The sequence below is a fragment of the Stenotrophomonas sp. PS02298 genome, from assembly GCF_029959445.1.
Taxonomy (GTDB): domain Bacteria; phylum Pseudomonadota; class Gammaproteobacteria; order Xanthomonadales; family Xanthomonadaceae; genus Stenotrophomonas.
This window is the reverse complement of the sequence record NZ_JASCOR010000012.1, coordinates 20,603-38,052: the sequence shown is the minus strand read 5'-3', so window position 1 is coordinate 38,052 and position 17,450 is coordinate 20,603. Positions and strand designations below refer to the sequence as shown.

Sequence of the window (17,450 nt, the reverse complement as noted above, 5' to 3'; positions counted from 1 at the left end):
CGCCAGCTCCAGCCAGGCGGCGCATCAACGCCACACGCGGTGCAAGCGCGCGGGGCACGCCAACGCTCAACCTGCGTCCGATTCCATCGCCGGTGTATCGGCACCACGCCGGGCCGGCAGACCGCGCGCGGACATGTCCACGCCCAGGTAGCGCTGCATCAGGTCCTGCACGATCGGGCTCTTGTCGGTGAGGCCTTCGATCGACTTGCCCAGCGAGACCGCCTTGACCAGGTTCTCGAACATGCCACCGTCGCCGCCGACCATGTCGATCCTGGCGTTGCGCAGCGCACTGGCGATGACCTCGGCATTCTCCTTGGTCACTTCCTTGCCGGCGTCGATCGCCGCCAGGGCCTGACGCAGGCCGGTTTCCAGGGTCATGCGGAACTCTTCGTGACCGCGTGCGGTATCGCCCAGCGAATCGATGGCCTGGAACTTGCGGGTCAAACCGTCGGCTTCGGCGAACAGCTTCTTCTCGATGACCGCGGCTTCGGCCACGCCCAGCGTTTCGGTTGCCGTTGCCTTGGCACGGCCCATCTGCTCCTCGCCCTGCGCACGCGCGGCCAGCTGCTCGGCCAGCACCTTGGCTTCGGCAGTACCCTGCTTCAGGTTGGCGTCGGCCATCGCATCGACGACGCGGGCTTCGGCAATACCGACCTTCTCGATGGCCAGCGCGCTGGCTTCCTTGACCTGGGCATCCGCCAGACCCGGCGCAGCGCGCTCGGCGCGCACACCATCGGCCAAGGCCTTCTTGGCTTCGGCCTGCTTGCCTGCGGCGTCGAACTCGGCTTGCGCCAGCGTGGTGATTTCCACCGCGCGGTGCTTGGCAGCTGCTTCGCTGGCCTCGGCCTCCTTGACCTGCTTGAGCATGGCTTCCTGCGCCTGCGCCTCGGCTTCGAGGATGGCGACCTGCTTCAGGCGGTCGGCTTCCGATACCTGGCGCACTTCCTTGATGCGCTCTTCTTCCTGCGCCACGGTCTTGTCAATGGAGATGCGCTCACGGGTGATGTTGGCAACATCCATCTTGCCCTGCTCGACCACCTTGTCGCGCTCCACGCCCTGCAGCTGCACTTCACGATCGGTGGTGACCTGCTCCAGCTGGCGCGCACGGGCGACGCGCTCGACTTCGATGGCAACGGCGCGTTGACGGTTCTGCTCGGCCACTTCCACTTCGCGCAGGCGGTTCTGGTCGCGGATGTCGATCAGCTGCTGCGCTTCAATGCGGGCATTCTCGGACAGCTGGCGCTGTTCTTCCTGCACCTTAAGGGTCTCGGCTTCCTCGCGGGCGCGGATGGTTTCCACCTCGCGGCGCTGGCGTGCCTCGGCCTCTGCCTGCTGCCGCTCAAGCGCCAGCGTGGCTTCCTTGGCCTCGACATTCTTCTTGGTGATGGCCAGGCGCTCGTTCTGCGCCAGCTCGTTGGTGATCACGTTCTGCGCGGCGGTCAGCTCGGTGATCTTGCGGATGCCTTCGGCATCGAGGATGTTGCTCGGGTCAAGCAGCGACTTCGGGGTCTGCTCCAGATAGTCGATGGCCACGTCTTCCAGCGCGTAGCCATTCAAGTCATTGCCGATCACCGCGATGATCTCGTCACGGAACTCCTGGCGCTTCTCGAACAACTGGGTGAAGTCGAACTTCTTGCCCACGGTCTTCAAGGCTTCGGAGAACTTGGCGTTGAACAGGTCATCCACCGCGTTCTTGTCCGAGGCGCGGTCTGCACCGATGGCCTTGGCCACACGCAGCACATCGGCCTGGGTTTCATTGACGCGCAGGTAGAACGCCACGGTGATGTCGGCACGCATGTTGTCGCGGCAGATCAAACCTTCCTTGCCACGGCGATCCACCTGCAACGTGATCAGGCTGATCTTCATGTGCTCGGCGCGGTACAGCACCGGAATGATCAAGGCGCCGGTGAAGTGCACCTTGGGTTGCGCACTCATGTCGTTCACGATCAGCGCGGTGCCTTGGTCAACCTTCTTGTAGAAGGCTTTGAACAAGCCAGCCAAACCAAGGAAAAACACCAACAGGGCAGCAACCCCGATAATGAAAGGGGCCAGCGCAGCAGTACTCATCAGTGGATCTCCTTGTCGCCTGATACATCAGAAGGGAAAACGTCCAAGCCTGGCAGGTCGGTATCGGCGACCACCAGGTAGTGATTCTTGTCGGGCAGGTATTCCACCAGCCTTACACGTTGGCCACGCGGCAAACGGCTGCCTTCGCGGGTCCGCACATGCAGGATCAGGCCGGCACCGCCGTCGTCCATGCTGGCATAGCCCTGCGTGGCGGTGACTTCCGGCGAGGTGACCTGGGCAAACCGGCCGAGGATGGACTCTTGGGCAACCGGCCGAAGCTTGAGCAGCAGTCGGCGTATTGGCCGCAGCACCCAGGCCGACACCACCGCACCGGGAATCAAGGCGGCAATGGCCACCACCGTGCCGACACCCCAGCGCAGCGGCGCCGGCAATGACTGCAGGAAGAAAAGTTGAACCAGATAGGTGATGGTCCAGCCGAAAAAGGCCAGCAGCAACACCACCAGCATGGTCGGCGCACCACCGAGGCCGAGCCGCGCGAACATCGCGGCAATGCCGGTCGCGCCATGCTCACCGCCATGGGAATGAAAGTCGGCGCCGTCGCCGCTACCAATGCCACCGTCATCAACGATACCGGTCGCGGCCAGCAACCAGTAGATGACAGCAAACGCGAACACGACGCTGTAAGGCAACGTCGGGTAGGACAGCGCTACTTCCAGAAACTCCGCCATGCACACTTTCCTTGTGGCGCCCAGCTGCTCAGCGGGAACTGCCCCAGCCTGCAAGCTGTGACAGCAACATCCGTTTCCCACAGGCATCCGTGCTTGTCGCCGTGGACACCATCATAAGGGAATCAGCCCGGACATGCCCTGCGACCGGATCCCAAAAGTGCGGCAGCCCGGGCAGCACCAGTGCAATACATCGCCACGCTCAGCGCGCGTATTCAGTCCTGATCGACATGCAGGTCGGCGCGGCGTACTTCTTCGACGAACTGGCGCATCTTGTAGCCGTCCTTGATCCCCGGCGACACCTCGATGCCGCTGGACACATCCACGCCCCAAGGCTGGGTCGCGAGAATGGCGTCGTGCACGTTCTCCGGGCGAATCCCCCCGGCCAGCAGGTACGGCCGGTGCACACCGGGCGGAATCTGCGACCAGTCAAAGGCGACGCCGGTGCCGCCGCTGCCACCGGCCACGTGGCTGTCGAACAGGAAGCCCGCGGCATGCGGATACATCTGCTGCAACCCGCGCGCGGTGACGTCGCTGCGTCCGCCCATCGCAACCGCCTTCAGGTACGGCATGTTGAAGCTGCGGCAGAACGCATCGTCCTCGTCGCCATGGAACTGCAACAGGGTTGGCCGCACCGCGCGCAGCACCTCGCGAACTTCCTCGCGATTGTTCTGCTGGAACAAGGCCACCACTTCGACCATCGGTGCGATCGCCTGGCGCATGGCGCGCGCCTCGGATGGTGCCACCCTGCGGGCACTGCCCTTGGCGAAGATGAAACCGATGGCATCCACACCCAACTCGGTGGCCAGACGGATGTCGCCTGCGCGGGTCATGCCGCAGAATTTGATGCGGGTACGAAACAGCGTACGGCTCACAGTGTCACCTCGTCCGGCAGCTTCCAGAGCTCAGGATACAGCGGACCGACGAATACCAGGCCCTGCGGCGGTGCGGTTGGCCCTGCCAGGTTGCGATCACGGCCTGCCAGCAGCTCCCCGATCCAGCTTTCAGGTTTTTCGCCAGCGCCCACCATCATCAGCGAACCGACGATATTGCGCACCATGTGATGCAGGAAGGCATTGGCCTGGACCTCGACCTCTACCACCTCGCCCTGGCGCCGCACGGCGATCGATTGCAGTTCACGGCGGGCATGCAAAGCTTGGCATTGCGCGCTGCGGAACGCACCGAAGTCATTCTCACCCAGCAGTGCCTGCGCCGCCCGATGCATGGCATCGGCGTCCAGCGGGCGGCGATCCCAGCTCAGGATCTGCCGGTACAGCGCCGGCCGTACCTGGCGGTTGAGGATACGATAGCGATAGCGCCTCGCCTTGGCCGAGAACCGCGCATGGAACTCATCCACCACCGGCACGCACCAGCGCACACAGATTGATGGCGGCAGACGCGTGGTGGTACCCAGCACCCAGCCACGCGGCGCACGCTCGACATCACTGTCGAAGTGCACGACCTGGCATTCGCCGTGCACACCGGCATCGGTACGCCCTGCACACACCACACTGATCGGTGCATTGGCGACCGAAGACAGTGCCTCCTGCAACGTGGCCTGCACACTCGCGCAGCCGTGCTCGCCAAGCTGTTGCCAGCCCTTGAACTCGCTGCCGTCGTACTCCACGCCCAGCGCATAGCGCATCATTGAACCTCTGATCTTGTTGGAACTGGTGGAACCATGCCCAACTCAGTCGTTGTCGCGCTCTGACCACACAGCCAGTTCGTTGCCACCCGGCTCCAGGAACTGGAACCGCCGACCACCGGGAAAAGTGAAGATCGGCTTGACCACTTCACCGCCCTGGGCTGCGATCACCTCGAGCAGCGGACCCAGCTGTGCGGCATACAGCACCAGCAGCGGCGCCCCGACACTGGTGGTCGCCGGCGTGCCACGGAAGAAACCTCCCTGCAGCTCACCGTCATCAAAAGCAGTGTAATCCGGGCCGTAATCTTCAAAGGTCCAGCCGAATACCTGCTCGAAGAAAACACGACTCGCCGCAGGGTCGCGCGAGGCGAATTCCACGTAGTCAATCCGCCGCTCGCGTTTCATTGCAACTCTCCGTCAGGCCATGCGGCCAAGTAATTCCAGTGCTTCACTGCGTGCCTGCGGGTCAGCGCTGGCAGCAACCTCGTTGAGCAGAGTACGCGCAGTCTCGGCATCACCCAGATCCAGATAGGCAATGGCCAACTCCAGCCGCTCACGGCCAGCAGGTGCCGGTGCCAGCGGCGCAACCGCAGCCACGTCACCGGCCAGCCAACCCGCCTCATCGGCCGCAGCCGGCTCGGGTTGCGCAGGCACGGGCTCGACCACCGCATCGAACTGCCGCGAGGCCTCAAACAGCAGCACCGGCTTGTGTGCAACCGCCGGCGCAGCCACCGGAAGCACCGGCTCCACGCGGGCCGGCGGGGTGGACTTCAGCCATGCCGGCATCGGTTCTTCATAGGCTTCGGGCTGCACTTCCGCAACGACCGGCAACGGCTGGGCGTCGAGCTCGTCCCGCGGGTCGAATTCGTCCACTTCCGCTGCATGCAACGACTGCTGCGCAGCAGCGGCGCCCATCACCGGCATCGCTGCGGCCAGGTCTCCTGCCTCGAAATCAGCGCGCGGGGCAACCGGCAGTGGCTTGCGCCGACGGCTCAGCAGCCAGCCCAACGCACCCAGCACCAGCAGCGCCAGCCCCAACCAGATCCAGCCAAACGAACTGCTGCCATCACGCTTGGCCGCCTCACCCAATTGCTGCTGGGCAGCGGCCAGATCCGAATCCTTCATCGCGATCAGCGATTGCTGCTGCTTCTGCAGCTTCTCGAGTTCGCCGACGCGATCACGCAGCTCCTGCAGTTCCGCGTCACGCGCCGCCAGATCTTCCTTGGCTTGCTGCAGCTGTTCGTTGGCCAACATGTCACCCTCGCCACCGGCATCGAGTCCGGTCGTCATTCCCGCAGTCTGTTGTGCACCGGCCACGGCCGGAGCGATTTCCAGGCGTGCACCACTGGGACCCGCATTTGCTGCTGGTGCAGCGGCCTTGGCTGGCGCCACCACAGCATCGGCTACGGCCGGCTGCGGGATGGGCGCGCGTGCCTGTCGCCACTGTGCGGCCTGGTCACGAACGATGGCACGTGCCTCGGATGCATCCACCCGTGCCAGCTCTTCCTGCGCCGGGGTACGCAGCACCGCACCCTGCTTGAGCAGGTTGATGTTGCCGCGGATGAAGGCTTCCGGATTGGCCCGCATCAGCGCGACCATGGTCTGGTTCAAGGACGCGCCGCTCTCGCGCGACAACTCGCGGGCGATCTGCGACAGGCTCTGACCGCGCTGCACCGGAGCCAGCTGGCCTTCGCTACTGGCCACCGGCATCGCTGCCGGGCGCGCTGCAGGCGCCGCGGAAACCGGTTGAGCCGGCGCAGGCGCTGCTACCGGCGCGGCAGGTGCCGGCAACCCAGGCAGCGGCTCGGGCTCACGCACGATCAGATTGGATTGCGCCGCAGCCGGCGCTTCGATCACCGGTTCGGCCACTGCGGTTGCGGCTTCGGGTGCGGCCACCAACGCCGAGTATTCACGCACCAGCCGGCCCTGGCCCCAATCGACCTCGATCAGGAAACCCACCGACGCCACCTGCACCGGCGCGGCACTGGTCACACGGATCACCGCGCGGCCGTCACGGTCCTGCGCAAACTGGAATTGCAGTTCTCCTACCAGCCCGGCCGGCGCAGCCAGCCCTACACGCTCGAAGGTGGCCGCTGATGCCAGCCCCGCCTTGGCGTTGTCGAGCTCGCTCGCATCACTGGTAATGACCGGAATCTCGGCCAGCAAAGGCTGTCCCGGCTTGGACAGGACGCGGATATTGCCCAGCCCCAACGCCATTGCTGTGCTACTGAACAGCGCCAGGCCGAGAACCAGCACACCTTGTAATGAGCGCATCGCGCCCCCGCCCCTTGGTTTCATGGCGGCCAATATAACGGCTGACCCGCCTTTCGAACACCGCTGTACCGCCCATATGCAACGACGCCGGCATCACGCCGGCGTCGTTGGGGGGATCAGCCGCCGTTGGCGACCAGCTCGGCGAGCTGCACTGCGTTCAGTGCGGCACCCTTGCGGATGTTGTCCGCCACCACCCACATGTTCAAACCACGCGGGTGCGAGATGTCCTCGCGGATGCGGCCGACATAGACCGGATCGGTGCCCGAAGCATGGGTGACCGGGGTCGGATAGCCGCCAGCCTTGCGCTCGTCCACCACCTTCACGCCTGGCGCGGTGGCCAGCAGCTCACGGGCCTGCTCGGTGCTGATCTTCTTCTTCGTCTCGATATTGACCGCCTCGGAGTGGCCGTAGAACACCGGCACACGCACTGCGGTGGGGTTCACCAGGATGCTGTCGTCGCCGAGGATCTTGCGGGTCTCCCAGACCAGCTTCATTTCTTCCTTGGTGAAGCCGTTGTCGAGGAACTCGTCGATGTGCGGGATCAGGTTGAAGGCGATCTGCATCGGGAACTTCTTCGGCTCGATCTCCTGGAAGCCGAGCAACTGTGCGGTCTGCTTGCCCAGCTCTTCCATGCCGGTCTGGCCCGCGCCCGACACGGACTGGTAGGTGGCGATATTGATGCGCTCGATGCCGTACTCGCGGTGGATCGGCGCCAGCACCGGCATCAGCTGCATGGTCGAGCAGTTCGGGTTGGCGATGATGCCGCGCGGGCGGTTCTTCGCCGCTTCCGGATTGACCTCGGACACCACCAGCGGTACGTCATCGTCGTAACGGAAGGTCGACGAGTTATCGATCACCACGGCGCCAGCAGCGGCGAACTTGGGCGCGAATTCCTTGGAAATACCACCACCGGCCGAGAACAGGGCGATCTCGACGCCAGCCGGGTCGAACGTGGCCAGGTCCTGGATGGTGATCTTGTCGCCTTCAAAGTCGACCTGCTGGCCGGCCGAGCGCTCGGAGGCGAGCAGAGTCAGCTTGCTGATCGGGAAATTGCGCTCGGCCAGGATGGACAGCATGGTCTGGCCGACAGCGCCGGTGGCGCCAACAACGGCTACATGGAAACGACGGGCTTCATTGCTCATGGGGATACTCGAAAGTTTGGAGGGGGAGACACATATCGAGCCAGATTCGGGGAACCTCCAGCGCGCGGCTGCCGAGGCTCCCTATCGTTTTTTGTCGTCGATTTTTTTGCCGGCAACGGCAATGCGCGCGGTGCCGTTGCTCAGCAGTTCGGTATTGATGGCGTTGACCGGCTTGCCGGCATCCGGCCCGATGCCCAGGCCGGCCAGCAGGTTGTCCAGCGCAACCTGCACCATCGCCCGGCGTGTTGCCAGCGATGCGCTGCCGATATGCGGAGTGAGCACGATGTTGTCCAGCGCCAGCAATTCCGGACGCACGTTCGGCTCGTTCTCGTAAACATCCAGCGCGGCCGAGGCCAGGCAACCGTTGGCCAGCGCATCGACCAGGGCCAGCTCATCGACGATGCCGCCGCGGGCGATGTTGACCAAGGTGGCGGTCGGCTTCATCTTCGCCAGCGCGTCGGCGTTGATGATGTGGTGGTTCTGCGCCGTATACGGCAGCACCAGCACCAGGTGATCGACGCTGGCCAGTAGTTCATCGAAACCGACATAGCTGGCGCCGACCGCCTGCTCCTGCTCGGCAGGCAGCTGCGAACGGTTGTGGTACAGCACCTTCATGCCGAAGCCATGATGGCCACGCCGGGCGATGGCCTGGCCAATCCGGCCCATGCCGAGGATGCCCAGGGTGCTGCCATGCAGATCGGCGCCGAGCATGGTGGTGAACGACCACTGCCCCCACTTGCCGTCACGCAACCAGCGATCGGACTCGACGATGCGGCGAGCGGCCGCCATCAGCAGCGAGAAGCCAAGATCGGCCGTGGTTTCGGTAAGTACGTCCGGCGTATTGCTGGCAACGATGCCGGCTGCATTCAACGCAGGGACATCCAGATTGTTATAGCCGACGCCAACGTTGGCGATCATTTTCAGCGCGGGCGCGTTGGCGATTTCCGCCGCACCGATGCGCTCGTTGAGCGTGACAAGGACGCCATCCATGCCAGCCAGATTCGCACTGAGGCTGGCACTGTCGTGCTTGGTGACCGCATCAGTGGAAACCACATCACAATGCACCGCCAACTGCGCGACGGTGTCGTCGAACAGGGGCTGCGACACCCAGACGCGGGGACGACGGTCAGTCACTGCGCTGGCCCGGGATGCGCGGGCTCATCTCGCCGACATCGCCACACTGACCGCGATGACGCATGGCCTGATCCATCAACACCAGCGCCAGCATCGCCTCGGCGATGGGCGTTGCGCGGATGCCGACGCAGGGATCATGGCGACCGGTGGTGATGACCTCGACCGCATTGCCCGCCGTATCCACGGTTGCGCCGGGCAGGCGCAGGCTGGAGGTTGGCTTGAGCACCATCGAGGCAACGATCTGCTGGCCGGTGGAAATGCCACCGAGGATGCCGCCGGCATGGTTGGACTGGAAACCCTGCGGGGTGATCAGGTCACGGTGTTCGGTGCCCTTCTGCGCGGCGCTGGCAAAACCGTCGCCGATCTCCACGCCCTTGACCGCATTGATGCTCATCAGCGCGGCGGCGATATCGCCATCGAGCTTGCCGTAGATCGGCTCGCCCCAACCCGGCGGCACGCCGTCGGCAACCACGGTGACGCGCGCACCGACCGAATCACCGGACTTACGCAGCGCATCCATATAGGTTTCCAGCTCCGGCACCTGCTTGGCATCGGGCCAGAAAAAGGGGTTGTATTCGACCACATTCCAGTCAAAACCGGCCGGGGTGATCTCGCCAAGCTGCGACAGGTAGCCGCGCACGCTGACGCCGAAACGCTGCAGCAGCCACTTCTTGGCGACCACGCCGGCGGCCACGCGCATGGTGGTTTCGCGCGCGGAGGAACGGCCGCCACCGCGCGGATCGCGGATGCCGTACTTCTGCCAGTAGCTGTAATCGGCATGGCCCGGACGGAACTGCTGGGCGATGTTGCTGTAGTCCTTGCTGCGCTGGTCGGTGTTGCGGATCAGCAGCGCGATCGGCGTGCCGGTGGTGCGGCCTTCATAGACCCCGGACAGGATCTCGACCTCGTCGGCCTCACGCCGCGCGGACGTGTGGCGGCTCTTGCCGGTGGCACGCCGCTGCAGGTCGTGGGCGAATTCTTCGGGGCTGATTTCCAGACCGGGCGGGCAACCATCGATCACGCAGCCGATGGCCGGCCCGTGGGATTCACCGAAGGTAGTGACGCGGAGGAGTTGTCCGAATGTATTCAATGCCGTTGTGCTCTTGCGGTTACGCCGGCCGTTGCCGTCACCCCACAGATGCGGAGTGACGGCAAAAGCGTGACTCAGGAACGTGCTGCAGCCAATTCGGCGATGCGCGCATGGTGTGCACGCAGCTCAGCCGCTTCGACAGCGAAGATGCCCATCTGCCCGACCTTGAACTCGATCCAGGACATGTAGACCTCCGGCAGCAGCTTGATCAGGTGCTGCTCGGAATCGCCTACTTCGCAGATCAGCAGGCCGTCTTCGGTCAGGTGGTCCGGCGCATCACGCAGGATCTTCAGCACCAGGTCCAGGCCGTCGTCGCCGGCGCGCAGGGCCAGGTCCGGCTCGTGCTGGTATTCCTTCGGCAGCGCGTCGGTCTCGTCATTGGTGACGTAAGGCGGATTGGTGACGATCAGGTCGTAGACGCGGCCCTGCAGACCAGCGAACAGGTCGCTTTTGACCAGCTCCACGTTGTGGGCGAGCAGGCGCTCCTTGTTCTCCACCGCCAGCGACAGCGCGGCGTCATTGACGTCGCTACCGTCCACCTGCCAGTTCGGGTAGTAATGGCCCATCGCAATGGCGATGCAGCCCGAGCCGGTGCACAGGTCCAGCGCGCGGTTGACGTCACGTCCGGCCAGCCACGGCTCGAAGCCGCTGAGGATCAGCTCGGCGATCGGCGAACGCGGCACCAGCGCGCGCGAATCGCTCTTGAAGCTCAAACCCGCAAACCAGGCCTCACCGGTCAGGTAGGCTGCCGGCTGGCGCTCGTCGATGCGACGCTGGAACAGCGCCAGCACCTGCTGCCGCTCTTCCAGCAGCACCCGCGCCGTGCCATAGGCCGGGCCAAGGTCCGGCGGCAGGTGCAGGCTGTGCAGGGTCAGCTGGGTCGCCTCGTCCAGGGCATTGTCATAGCTGTGGCCGAAGGTCAGGCCAGCAGCATTGAAACGGCTTGCGCCGTAGCGGATCAGATCGACGATCGTTTGGAGTTCAGCGGCCGCTTCGGCAGTCATGGCAATACGGAAATACTTGAAAGGTCTGCGATTATAGGCATCTGGCCGGTATATTGATTGCCAAGTTGCAGCCGAAACTTCGGCAATGGCCCTCCAAAGGGGCGCAAACGCCCGCCAAACCGCCGGGGTGTACGCCTGCAATCCCCTACACTCCCGTATCCCGCCCGCGGCGGACCTCCCGTCCCGCCGCCGTATCCGAACGGAAGCCCGCGCGCATGTTCAATCGAAATACCGGCATCATCCTGGCCATCGCCCTGGCCGCCGGCCTCGGCCTGCTGCTGGCACAGAAGGTCTTCGGCCCCTCCAACAAGGGCACGGACGGCACCAGCAGCATCCTGTTCTATGGCACCCCGCGCACCCTGCCCGACTTCGACCTGGCCCAGTCCGACGGCACCCGCCTGATCCCGGGTGAGCTGCGCGGCCATTGGACCCTGGTGTTCCTGGGCTTCACCTCCTGCCCGGACGTCTGCCCGACCACCCTGACCGAGCTGGCCCAGGCCCAGAAGCAATGGGAGACCATCCCCGACAGCCTGCGCCCACGCGTGGTGCTGGTCTCGGTGGACCCCGAGCGCGACACCCCGAACCGCCTGGGCGAGTACGCCCATGCCTTCCATAAGGACACCATTGCCGCCACCGCCGACGTGCCGTCGCTGGAGCGTTTTGCCACCTCGCTTGGCATGGTGTTCCAGAAGGCACCGGGCAAGCACTTCGAGCAGAACCCGGACGACTACAGCATGGACCACTCCGCCAGCATCGCCGTGCTCGACCCGCAGGGTCGCCTGGCCGGCCTGATGCGCCCCCCGTTCAACCCGCAGGCGATTGCCAGCGACCTGAAGAAGCTCACCGAGAAAACCGCACCATGAGTCTGGTTACAAGCCTCACCTATGTATTGCCGCACCGCTTGTTGTCGTCGATGGCCCGCTCGCTGGCCTATTCGCAGAACCCGCGCATCTCGCGCTGGCTGATCGACACGGTATCGAGCAAGTTCAACGTCAATCTGGCCGAAGCCGCCAATCCGGACCCGCGCAGCTATCCCAGCTTCAACGCCTTCTTCACCCGTGCGCTGAAGCCCGGCGCGCGCGTGGCCGCGGTCGACCCACGCACCCTGACCATGCCGGCCGATGGCCGTATCAGCCAGCTGGGCCCGATCGAGGATGGCCGCATCTTCCAGGCCAAGGGCCAGTCGTTCACCGCCGCCGAGCTGCTGGGCGACGCTGCCGACGCGGTCCCGTTCAATAACGGCCTGTACGCCACCGTGTACCTGTCGCCGCGCGACTACCACCGCGTGCACATGCCGTGGACCGGCACCCTGCGCGAGACCGTGCATGTGCCGGGGCGACTGTTCAGCGTAGGCACCGATGCGGTGGCCAATGTACCGCGCCTGTTTGCCCGCAACGAACGACTGGTCTGCCACTTCGACACCGATTTCGGCCCGATGGTGCAGGTGATGGTTGGCGCGCTGCTGGTCAGCGGCGTGGAGACGGTATGGAGCGGCGAGGAAATCCCCGCCTACGGCGACCGCATCACCCGCAAGGACTGGCGCGGCAAGGGCATCACCCTGGAACGCTTCGCCGAGATGGCACGTTTCAATTACGGCTCGACGGTGATCGTGCTGCTGCCGCCCGGCGTTGCCGACTTTGATCCCTCGCTGACGGCCGAGAGCCCGGTGCAGCTGGGTCAGGCGCTGGCGAAGCTGCGCTGACAGCAGCGCATCCGATTGTAGGAGCGGCGTAAGCCGCGAAGCAGATAGACCCTCAGATTGCAGAAGCTCTGATCGCTGAAATCATCCCAGCTTCGCGGCTTACGCCGCTCCTACAAAACCAACCAACAAGGGCGCCTTTCGGCGCCCTTCTGCTTCAACGACCGCAGCCTTCCAGCTTCAGGCTTTGCCCGGGCTTGAGCGCGTAAGCCGGCGCGCGCAGGCCATTGGCGCGCGCCAAAGCCGGCACTTCGCATTGGAAGCGGTTGGCGATGGCGCCCAGCGTGTCTCCGCGGACAACCTTGTAGCTGCGCGCTGCCCGTCGTGCCGGTGCTGCCGGGCGCGGTGGCGGCGCGACAACAGGTGCAGCGGCCTGCGCTGCCTGCATCGCCTGCACATCGCCTACCGCGACGCTACCGGTAACCGTCGCCGCCGATGGCCGCTTGATCGCCGCATTCAGATCGGCCGTGATCAGCGCGCGGGCCAGGTCGGCACGCGGGCCGCTGACGCAGTAGCGGTTGTACAGACCAGCAATGCGGGTGGTGACATTGATGGTGGTGCCGCCCGGAATCCAACCATCGGCCTCGTAACGCGGGTTGAGGTTGCGCAGCGCACGCATGTAACCGTCGCGGGTACCGGTACTGCCCAGGCAGATGGTCAACTCATAGATGGTGGTCGACTTCGCCAAACGCAGGGTTGCCGGCTGTGCGTTGAGCTTGGGGAATTCGACGCCGTACTGCTGTGGGTGCAGGAAGATCCACGCCGCGGCGATCACCATCGGCACGTAATCCTTGGTCTCGCCCGGGAACTGGTTGTACGAGGTATCGGTCCAGAAGCTCTGCCCGCCAGTTTCGCGGTAGATGCGCGCAGCACGGCCTTCGCCACCGTTGTAGGCAGCCAAGGCGTACTCGATGTTCTTGTTGAGCCCACGCATGCGCTCATTCATGTAATCGGCGCTGGCACTGGCCGCGCTGCGCGGGTCAAAGCGGGTATCGAAGCCGGTGCCATCCGGGCCCAGCCCGAAACGGCGGCCGGTGGCCGGCATGAACTGCATCAGGCCGGCCGCACCCACACGCGAGGATGCATGCACGCGGCCATTGGATTCCTTGGCCATGATGCCGAACAGCAACGCTTCGGGCAGGCCGTCCTTCTCCCATTCGGGCCACATGATCCCACGCAGGTTCATGTAGTTCTCGTAGCTGGTCAGCAGCGAGGGACGCATATCGGTGAGCCAGCGGCGGATGCCGGCCTGGATCGCCGGGTTGTACTCGACCATGTCGTCGAAGGCGTGCCGGTGGTCATTGAGCAATGCAGCTGCACGGGCGGCTTCGGGCACATCGGCCACCAGCGGCGCGATGTGGTCCGGATCGGCCTCCAATGGGCCACCGTCCTCCTCCTGCGCCTCGCCGTTGGCATCGGTCCGCTGCTTGAGCAGGCGTTTGTAGGTCGCCAGCAGATTGCTGACCTGGCAGCCCTTCTGTGCAATGCAGGCGCTGATCACGTCTTCCATGTCTTCCAGCGCGGCGTCGCCCTCGGCCGTGCCCTTGGGGTCGGCATTGGCAACCAGCACCAAGGCATCGCTGTAGCGCTTCTCGGCCGCCGTCATCCGCGCCTCGATGGCATCAACCTTGACCTTGTCACGGGCGGAGATCGCCTGGGCGGCCGGAACCACGGTCAACAGCGAAGTCGCAACCAACATCGACCAGGCACGAGCAGAAAACAGGGATACGGGCATCAGCAGCACTGCATGACAAAGGTGAGGCAGGGTAGCTGGCGGACAGACCCGGGGGCAACATTGCCACCGCCGCGATACAGTCGGCCGTTAGAATCCTTCCTTCATTCATCAATGAGTGCCTCCATGGACCCGATCCTGCTCGGCAAAGGCGTCACCGACGACATCGCCGTCACCCTGCTCCCGCGCTTCGGCAACCGTCACGGCCTGGTGGCAGGCGCCACCGGTACCGGCAAGACGGTGACCTTGATGACGCTGGCCGAGGGTTTCTCGCGACTGGGCGTGCCGGTGTTCATGGCCGACGTGAAGGGCGACGTGGCCGGCCTTGCAGTTGCCGGCGAAGGCGGCGAGAAGCTGGCCCAACGCGCCGCCGAGATTGGCGTCGACGGCTTCGCCCCGGCTGCCAGCCCGGTGGTGTTCTGGGACCTGTACGGCAAGCTCGGTCATCCAGTGCGTACGACGGTCAGCGAAATGGGCCCCACCCTGCTGGCCCGCATCCTCGAGCTCAACGACACCCAGTCCGGCGTGCTCGACATCGTCTTCAAGCTGGCCGACGACCGTGGCCTGCTGTTGCTGGACCTGGATGACCTGCGCGCCCTGCTCGGCCTGGTGGCCGAGGAGCGCAAGGACATCTCCACCGAATATGGGCTGGTCAGCGCGCAGTCGGTGGCGGCCATCCAGCGCTCGCTGCTGCGCCTGTCGCAGGACGGCGGCGAAGCCTTCTTCGGCGAGCCGGCACTGGATCTGGTCGACATCATGCGGGTCAACCATGACGGCCGTGGCGTGGTCGGCATCCTTGCCGCCGCGCAGCTGATCCTCAAGCCTCGCCTGTATTCCACCTTCCTGCTGTGGCTGCTGTCCGAGCTGTTCGAGCAGCTGCCGGAAGTGGGCGACCTGGAGAAACCCAAGCTAGTCTTCATCTTCGACGAAGCCCACCTGTTGTTCGACGATGCGCCACCGGCATTGGTGCAGCGTATCGAGCAGGTGGTGCGCCTGATCCGCTCCAAGGGCGTGGGCGTGTATTTCTGCTCGCAGTTCCCGGATGACGTGCCCGGCAACATCCTTGGCCAGCTCGGCAACCGCGTGCAGCACGCACTGCGCGCCTTCACCCCGCGTGACCAGAAGGCGGTCAAGACGGCGGCCGAGACCTTCGTGCAGAACCCCAAGCTCGACGTGGTCGCCACCTTGTCGCAGCTGGGCACCGGCGAAGCACTGGTGTCCACGCTGCAGGACAAGGGCATTCCCTCCCCGGTGCAGAAGACCCTGATCGCACCGCCGCGCTGCCGGATGGGCTCGATCACCGACGCCGAACGCAGCCAGGTACGCGCAGGCAGCCCGGTCGGCACCCGTTACGACACAGCCGTCAATCGCGAATCAGCAGCGGAGCTGCTGGCACAGCGCGCGGAGAAAGCGAGCGCACAGGCACAGGCCCCGGCCGCACGCACCCGCCAGCAGGATGAAGAACAGGAAGGCGGTTTCGGCCAGAGCATCAAGGACGCGATCTTCGGCACCAAACGCCGCCAAGGCATGATCGAGACCATGGCCAAGCAGACCACCCGCACCGTGGGCACCAAGCTGGGCAACCAGATCGTGCGCGGCATCCTGGGCAGCATCTTCGGCGGCAAGCGCTGAGTGTCCCAACCGGGCCGGCCCATTCCCGGCCCGCTATCGCAGCAACCACAATCAGCTTCTGACTCACCGGGGAATGTCATGGAAGACCGCAAGCGCGACGCGAAAGCGCAACGCCTACAACCGTTCTGGCAACGACTGCCTGCGATCACGCTCTATCCTGTGCGTGGTCCGGCACTGTACTCGCTGATCGCACTCACCCTATGCACCTTGCTGACCTGGCTGCCAGCCATTGGTTGGCTGCTTGGCATCGTCACCTGGGTGGCGATCTACCGCTACGCCTTCGAGATCCTGCGCGAAACCGCAAACGGACGCATGGCCTCGCCGGAAAACACCCTCAACAGCAGTGATGGCACCGTCATCCGGCTATTGGGGTTGATGATACTGATGGGCGTCTTCGTAGTGACGGTGACGATCTTCACCGGCCCCGTGATCGGCCTGCTGACACTCGGCGCGGTCGTCCTGCTGCAACCCGGCTGCGTGATCTCGCTGGCGATGGATGGCAGCCTGCGCCACGCTGCCAATCCAGTCACTTCGATCACCATCGCCTTCCGCATCGGCTGGCCCTACCTCGCCGCCTTCCTGCTGCTGTTCGTCATCCAGGCCAGCGCATTGACCGCTGGCCAATGGCTGCACACCTTCATGCCGCCCGTCGTTGGCGAGCTGGTGCTCAACCTCTTCAGCATCTGGGGCTTGTTCAGCGCCTTCCATCTGCTCGGCTATCTGGTCTACCAGTACCACGATGCGCTGGGCTTCGAACCGGAAGGTACACACGACGCCCTTGCACGACATGACCCGGACCAGAAACTGCTGGATGAAGCCGAACACTTCATCCGCGAAGGTCACCCGGATGCCGCGCTGGATGCGCTACGCGGCTCAGTGCGCTCGCGTGCAGTCAGCCTGCCGGTACACGAGCTGTACCAGCGCCTGCTTCGCCGCAAAGGCCCATCGGATGCTTTGCGCGACCATGCCCGTCAGTACATCAGCCGCCTGCTGATCGAGAAGCAGGAGCGCGAGGCGATGAACGTGTTGCGTGACATGCTCGAGGTCGACCCGGACTTTACCCCTGCCGAGCCGCAGCAGGCAGCGCATCTGGCCGAACGCGCCCGCCTCGGCGGCCAGCTGCAACTGCAGATGGATACCTTGCGTGCGATGTTCAAGGCATGGCCGCGCGCACCTGATGCACCACAGTGGGCCTTGCAGGCCGCGTTGTTGCTGGGCGAACGTTACAACCGCGATGCCGAAGCACTGCAACTGATCGAAGATGCGCTGCAACGCTGCGAAGACGATGAGCAACGCCGCAAGCTCGAGGCCGCCAGGCAGGCGCTGCAGGTCAGCCCTGTCTGAC

Annotated in this window: 15 protein-coding genes; 4 read left to right on the top strand and 11 right to left on the bottom strand. The window is 64.7% G+C overall.

What is annotated here, in order from left to right; genetic code table 11:
• Positions 1–66 precede the first annotated feature (66 nt).
• From QMX78_RS03650 to prmB, 10 genes are all read right to left on the bottom strand, one after another.
• Entirely contained in the window at positions 67–2,067 is a 2,001-nt protein-coding gene (locus QMX78_RS03650) for a hypothetical protein (protein WP_282266623.1), read from the bottom strand.
• Positions 2,067–2,756, bottom strand: coding sequence for a hypothetical protein (locus QMX78_RS03645; RefSeq protein WP_282266622.1), 690 nt, complete (start codon positions 2,754–2,756; stop codon positions 2,067–2,069). Before QMX78_RS03645 ends, QMX78_RS03650 begins: the two co-directional genes overlap by 1 nt.
• Positions 2,757–2,968: 212 nt before the next feature.
• Positions 2,969–3,628, bottom strand: a complete 660-nt coding sequence (locus QMX78_RS03640; RefSeq protein ID WP_282266620.1) for a phosphoribosylanthranilate isomerase — start codon at positions 3,626–3,628, stop codon at positions 2,969–2,971.
• Entirely contained in the window at positions 3,625–4,398 is a 774-nt protein-coding gene (truA, locus tag QMX78_RS03635; RefSeq protein WP_282266643.1) for a tRNA pseudouridine(38-40) synthase TruA, read from the bottom strand. The genes QMX78_RS03640 and truA overlap by 4 nt, the downstream gene beginning before the upstream one ends.
• A gap of 45 nt (positions 4,399–4,443) precedes the next feature.
• Positions 4,444–4,803 carry a VOC family protein gene (locus tag QMX78_RS03630; protein ID WP_282266618.1) on the bottom strand — a complete coding sequence of 120 codons (360 nt, stop codon included), beginning with the start codon at positions 4,801–4,803 and terminating at the stop codon, positions 4,444–4,446.
• Positions 4,804–4,815: 12 nt separating this feature from the next.
• A complete protein-coding gene (locus QMX78_RS03625; RefSeq protein ID WP_282266616.1) occupies positions 4,816–6,672 on the bottom strand; it encodes a FimV/HubP family polar landmark protein in 1,857 nt (618 codons plus the stop codon).
• A gap of 116 nt (positions 6,673–6,788) precedes the next feature.
• Entirely contained in the window at positions 6,789–7,814 is a 1,026-nt protein-coding gene (locus QMX78_RS03620) for an aspartate-semialdehyde dehydrogenase (RefSeq protein ID WP_282266614.1), read from the bottom strand.
• A gap of 81 nt (positions 7,815–7,895) precedes the next feature.
• The gene (locus tag QMX78_RS03615; RefSeq protein ID WP_282266613.1) at positions 7,896–8,948 is read right to left on the bottom strand and encodes a D-glycerate dehydrogenase; all 1,053 of its coding nucleotides are present in this window, start codon (positions 8,946–8,948) and stop codon (positions 7,896–7,898) included.
• A complete protein-coding gene (aroC, locus tag QMX78_RS03610; RefSeq protein ID WP_282266611.1) occupies positions 8,941–10,038 on the bottom strand; it encodes a chorismate synthase in 1,098 nt (365 codons plus the stop codon). The genes QMX78_RS03615 and aroC overlap by 8 nt, the downstream gene beginning before the upstream one ends.
• Positions 10,039–10,112: 74 nt before the next feature.
• Entirely contained in the window at positions 10,113–11,042 is a 930-nt protein-coding gene (gene prmB, locus QMX78_RS03605) for a 50S ribosomal protein L3 N(5)-glutamine methyltransferase (RefSeq protein ID WP_282266609.1), read from the bottom strand.
• A 215-nt stretch (positions 11,043–11,257) separates the two neighbouring features.
• Between prmB and QMX78_RS03600 the strand changes: the two genes are divergently transcribed.
• Together QMX78_RS03600 and asd are read left to right on the top strand one after the other, a co-directional pair.
• Positions 11,258–11,905 carry an SCO family protein gene (locus QMX78_RS03600; protein ID WP_282266607.1) on the top strand — a complete coding sequence of 216 codons (648 nt, stop codon included), beginning with the start codon at positions 11,258–11,260 and terminating at the stop codon, positions 11,903–11,905.
• Positions 11,902–12,744, top strand: a complete 843-nt coding sequence (asd, locus tag QMX78_RS03595) for an archaetidylserine decarboxylase (RefSeq protein WP_282266606.1) — start codon at positions 11,902–11,904, stop codon at positions 12,742–12,744. Before QMX78_RS03600 ends, asd begins: the two co-directional genes overlap by 4 nt.
• A gap of 154 nt (positions 12,745–12,898) precedes the next feature.
• On the opposite strand, the gene QMX78_RS03590 is transcribed toward asd, so the two are convergent.
• Positions 12,899–14,476: a transglycosylase SLT domain-containing protein gene (locus tag QMX78_RS03590; protein ID WP_282266604.1), complete on the bottom strand. Its 1,578-nt coding sequence runs from the start codon at positions 14,474–14,476 to the stop codon at positions 12,899–12,901.
• Positions 14,477–14,599: 123 nt separating this feature from the next.
• Here QMX78_RS03590 and QMX78_RS03585 point away from each other — a divergent pair, with 123 nt between their 5' ends.
• Both QMX78_RS03585 and QMX78_RS03580 read left to right on the top strand, forming a co-directional pair.
• The gene (locus tag QMX78_RS03585; RefSeq protein ID WP_282266602.1) at positions 14,600–16,105 is read left to right on the top strand and encodes a helicase HerA-like domain-containing protein; all 1,506 of its coding nucleotides are present in this window, start codon (positions 14,600–14,602) and stop codon (positions 16,103–16,105) included.
• Positions 16,106–16,183: 78 nt separating this feature from the next.
• Positions 16,184–17,449 carry a hypothetical protein gene (locus QMX78_RS03580; RefSeq protein ID WP_282266601.1) on the top strand — a complete coding sequence of 422 codons (1,266 nt, stop codon included), beginning with the start codon at positions 16,184–16,186 and terminating at the stop codon, positions 17,447–17,449.
• Position 17,450 lies beyond the last annotated feature (1 nt).

Excerpts from the sequence above, each read along its gene's own strand:
- QMX78_RS03630 (WP_282266618.1), bottom strand. The coding sequence starts at position 4,803 with ATGAAACGCGAGCGGCGGATTGACTACGTGGAATTCGCCTCGCGCGAC.
- truA (WP_282266643.1), bottom strand. The coding sequence starts at position 4,398 with ATGCGCTATGCGCTGGGCGTGGAGTACGACGGCAGCGAGTTCAAGGGC.
- QMX78_RS03585 (WP_282266602.1), top strand. The coding sequence starts at position 14,600 with ATGGACCCGATCCTGCTCGGCAAAGGCGTCACCGACGACATCGCCGTC.
- asd (WP_282266606.1), top strand. The coding sequence starts at position 11,902 with ATGAGTCTGGTTACAAGCCTCACCTATGTATTGCCGCACCGCTTGTTG.
- QMX78_RS03620 (WP_282266614.1), bottom strand. The coding sequence starts at position 7,814 with ATGAGCAATGAAGCCCGTCGTTTCCATGTAGCCGTTGTTGGCGCCACC.
- QMX78_RS03590 (WP_282266604.1), bottom strand. The coding sequence starts at position 14,476 with ATGCCCGTATCCCTGTTTTCTGCTCGTGCCTGGTCGATGTTGGTTGCG.
- QMX78_RS03600 (WP_282266607.1), top strand. The coding sequence starts at position 11,258 with ATGTTCAATCGAAATACCGGCATCATCCTGGCCATCGCCCTGGCCGCC.
- prmB (WP_282266609.1), bottom strand. The coding sequence starts at position 11,042 with ATGACTGCCGAAGCGGCCGCTGAACTCCAAACGATCGTCGATCTGATC.
- QMX78_RS03580 (WP_282266601.1), top strand. The coding sequence starts at position 16,184 with ATGGAAGACCGCAAGCGCGACGCGAAAGCGCAACGCCTACAACCGTTC.
- QMX78_RS03645 (WP_282266622.1), bottom strand. The coding sequence starts at position 2,756 with ATGGCGGAGTTTCTGGAAGTAGCGCTGTCCTACCCGACGTTGCCTTAC.
- QMX78_RS03650 (WP_282266623.1), bottom strand. The coding sequence starts at position 2,067 with ATGAGTACTGCTGCGCTGGCCCCTTTCATTATCGGGGTTGCTGCCCTG.
- QMX78_RS03625 (WP_282266616.1), bottom strand. The coding sequence starts at position 6,672 with ATGCGCTCATTACAAGGTGTGCTGGTTCTCGGCCTGGCGCTGTTCAGT.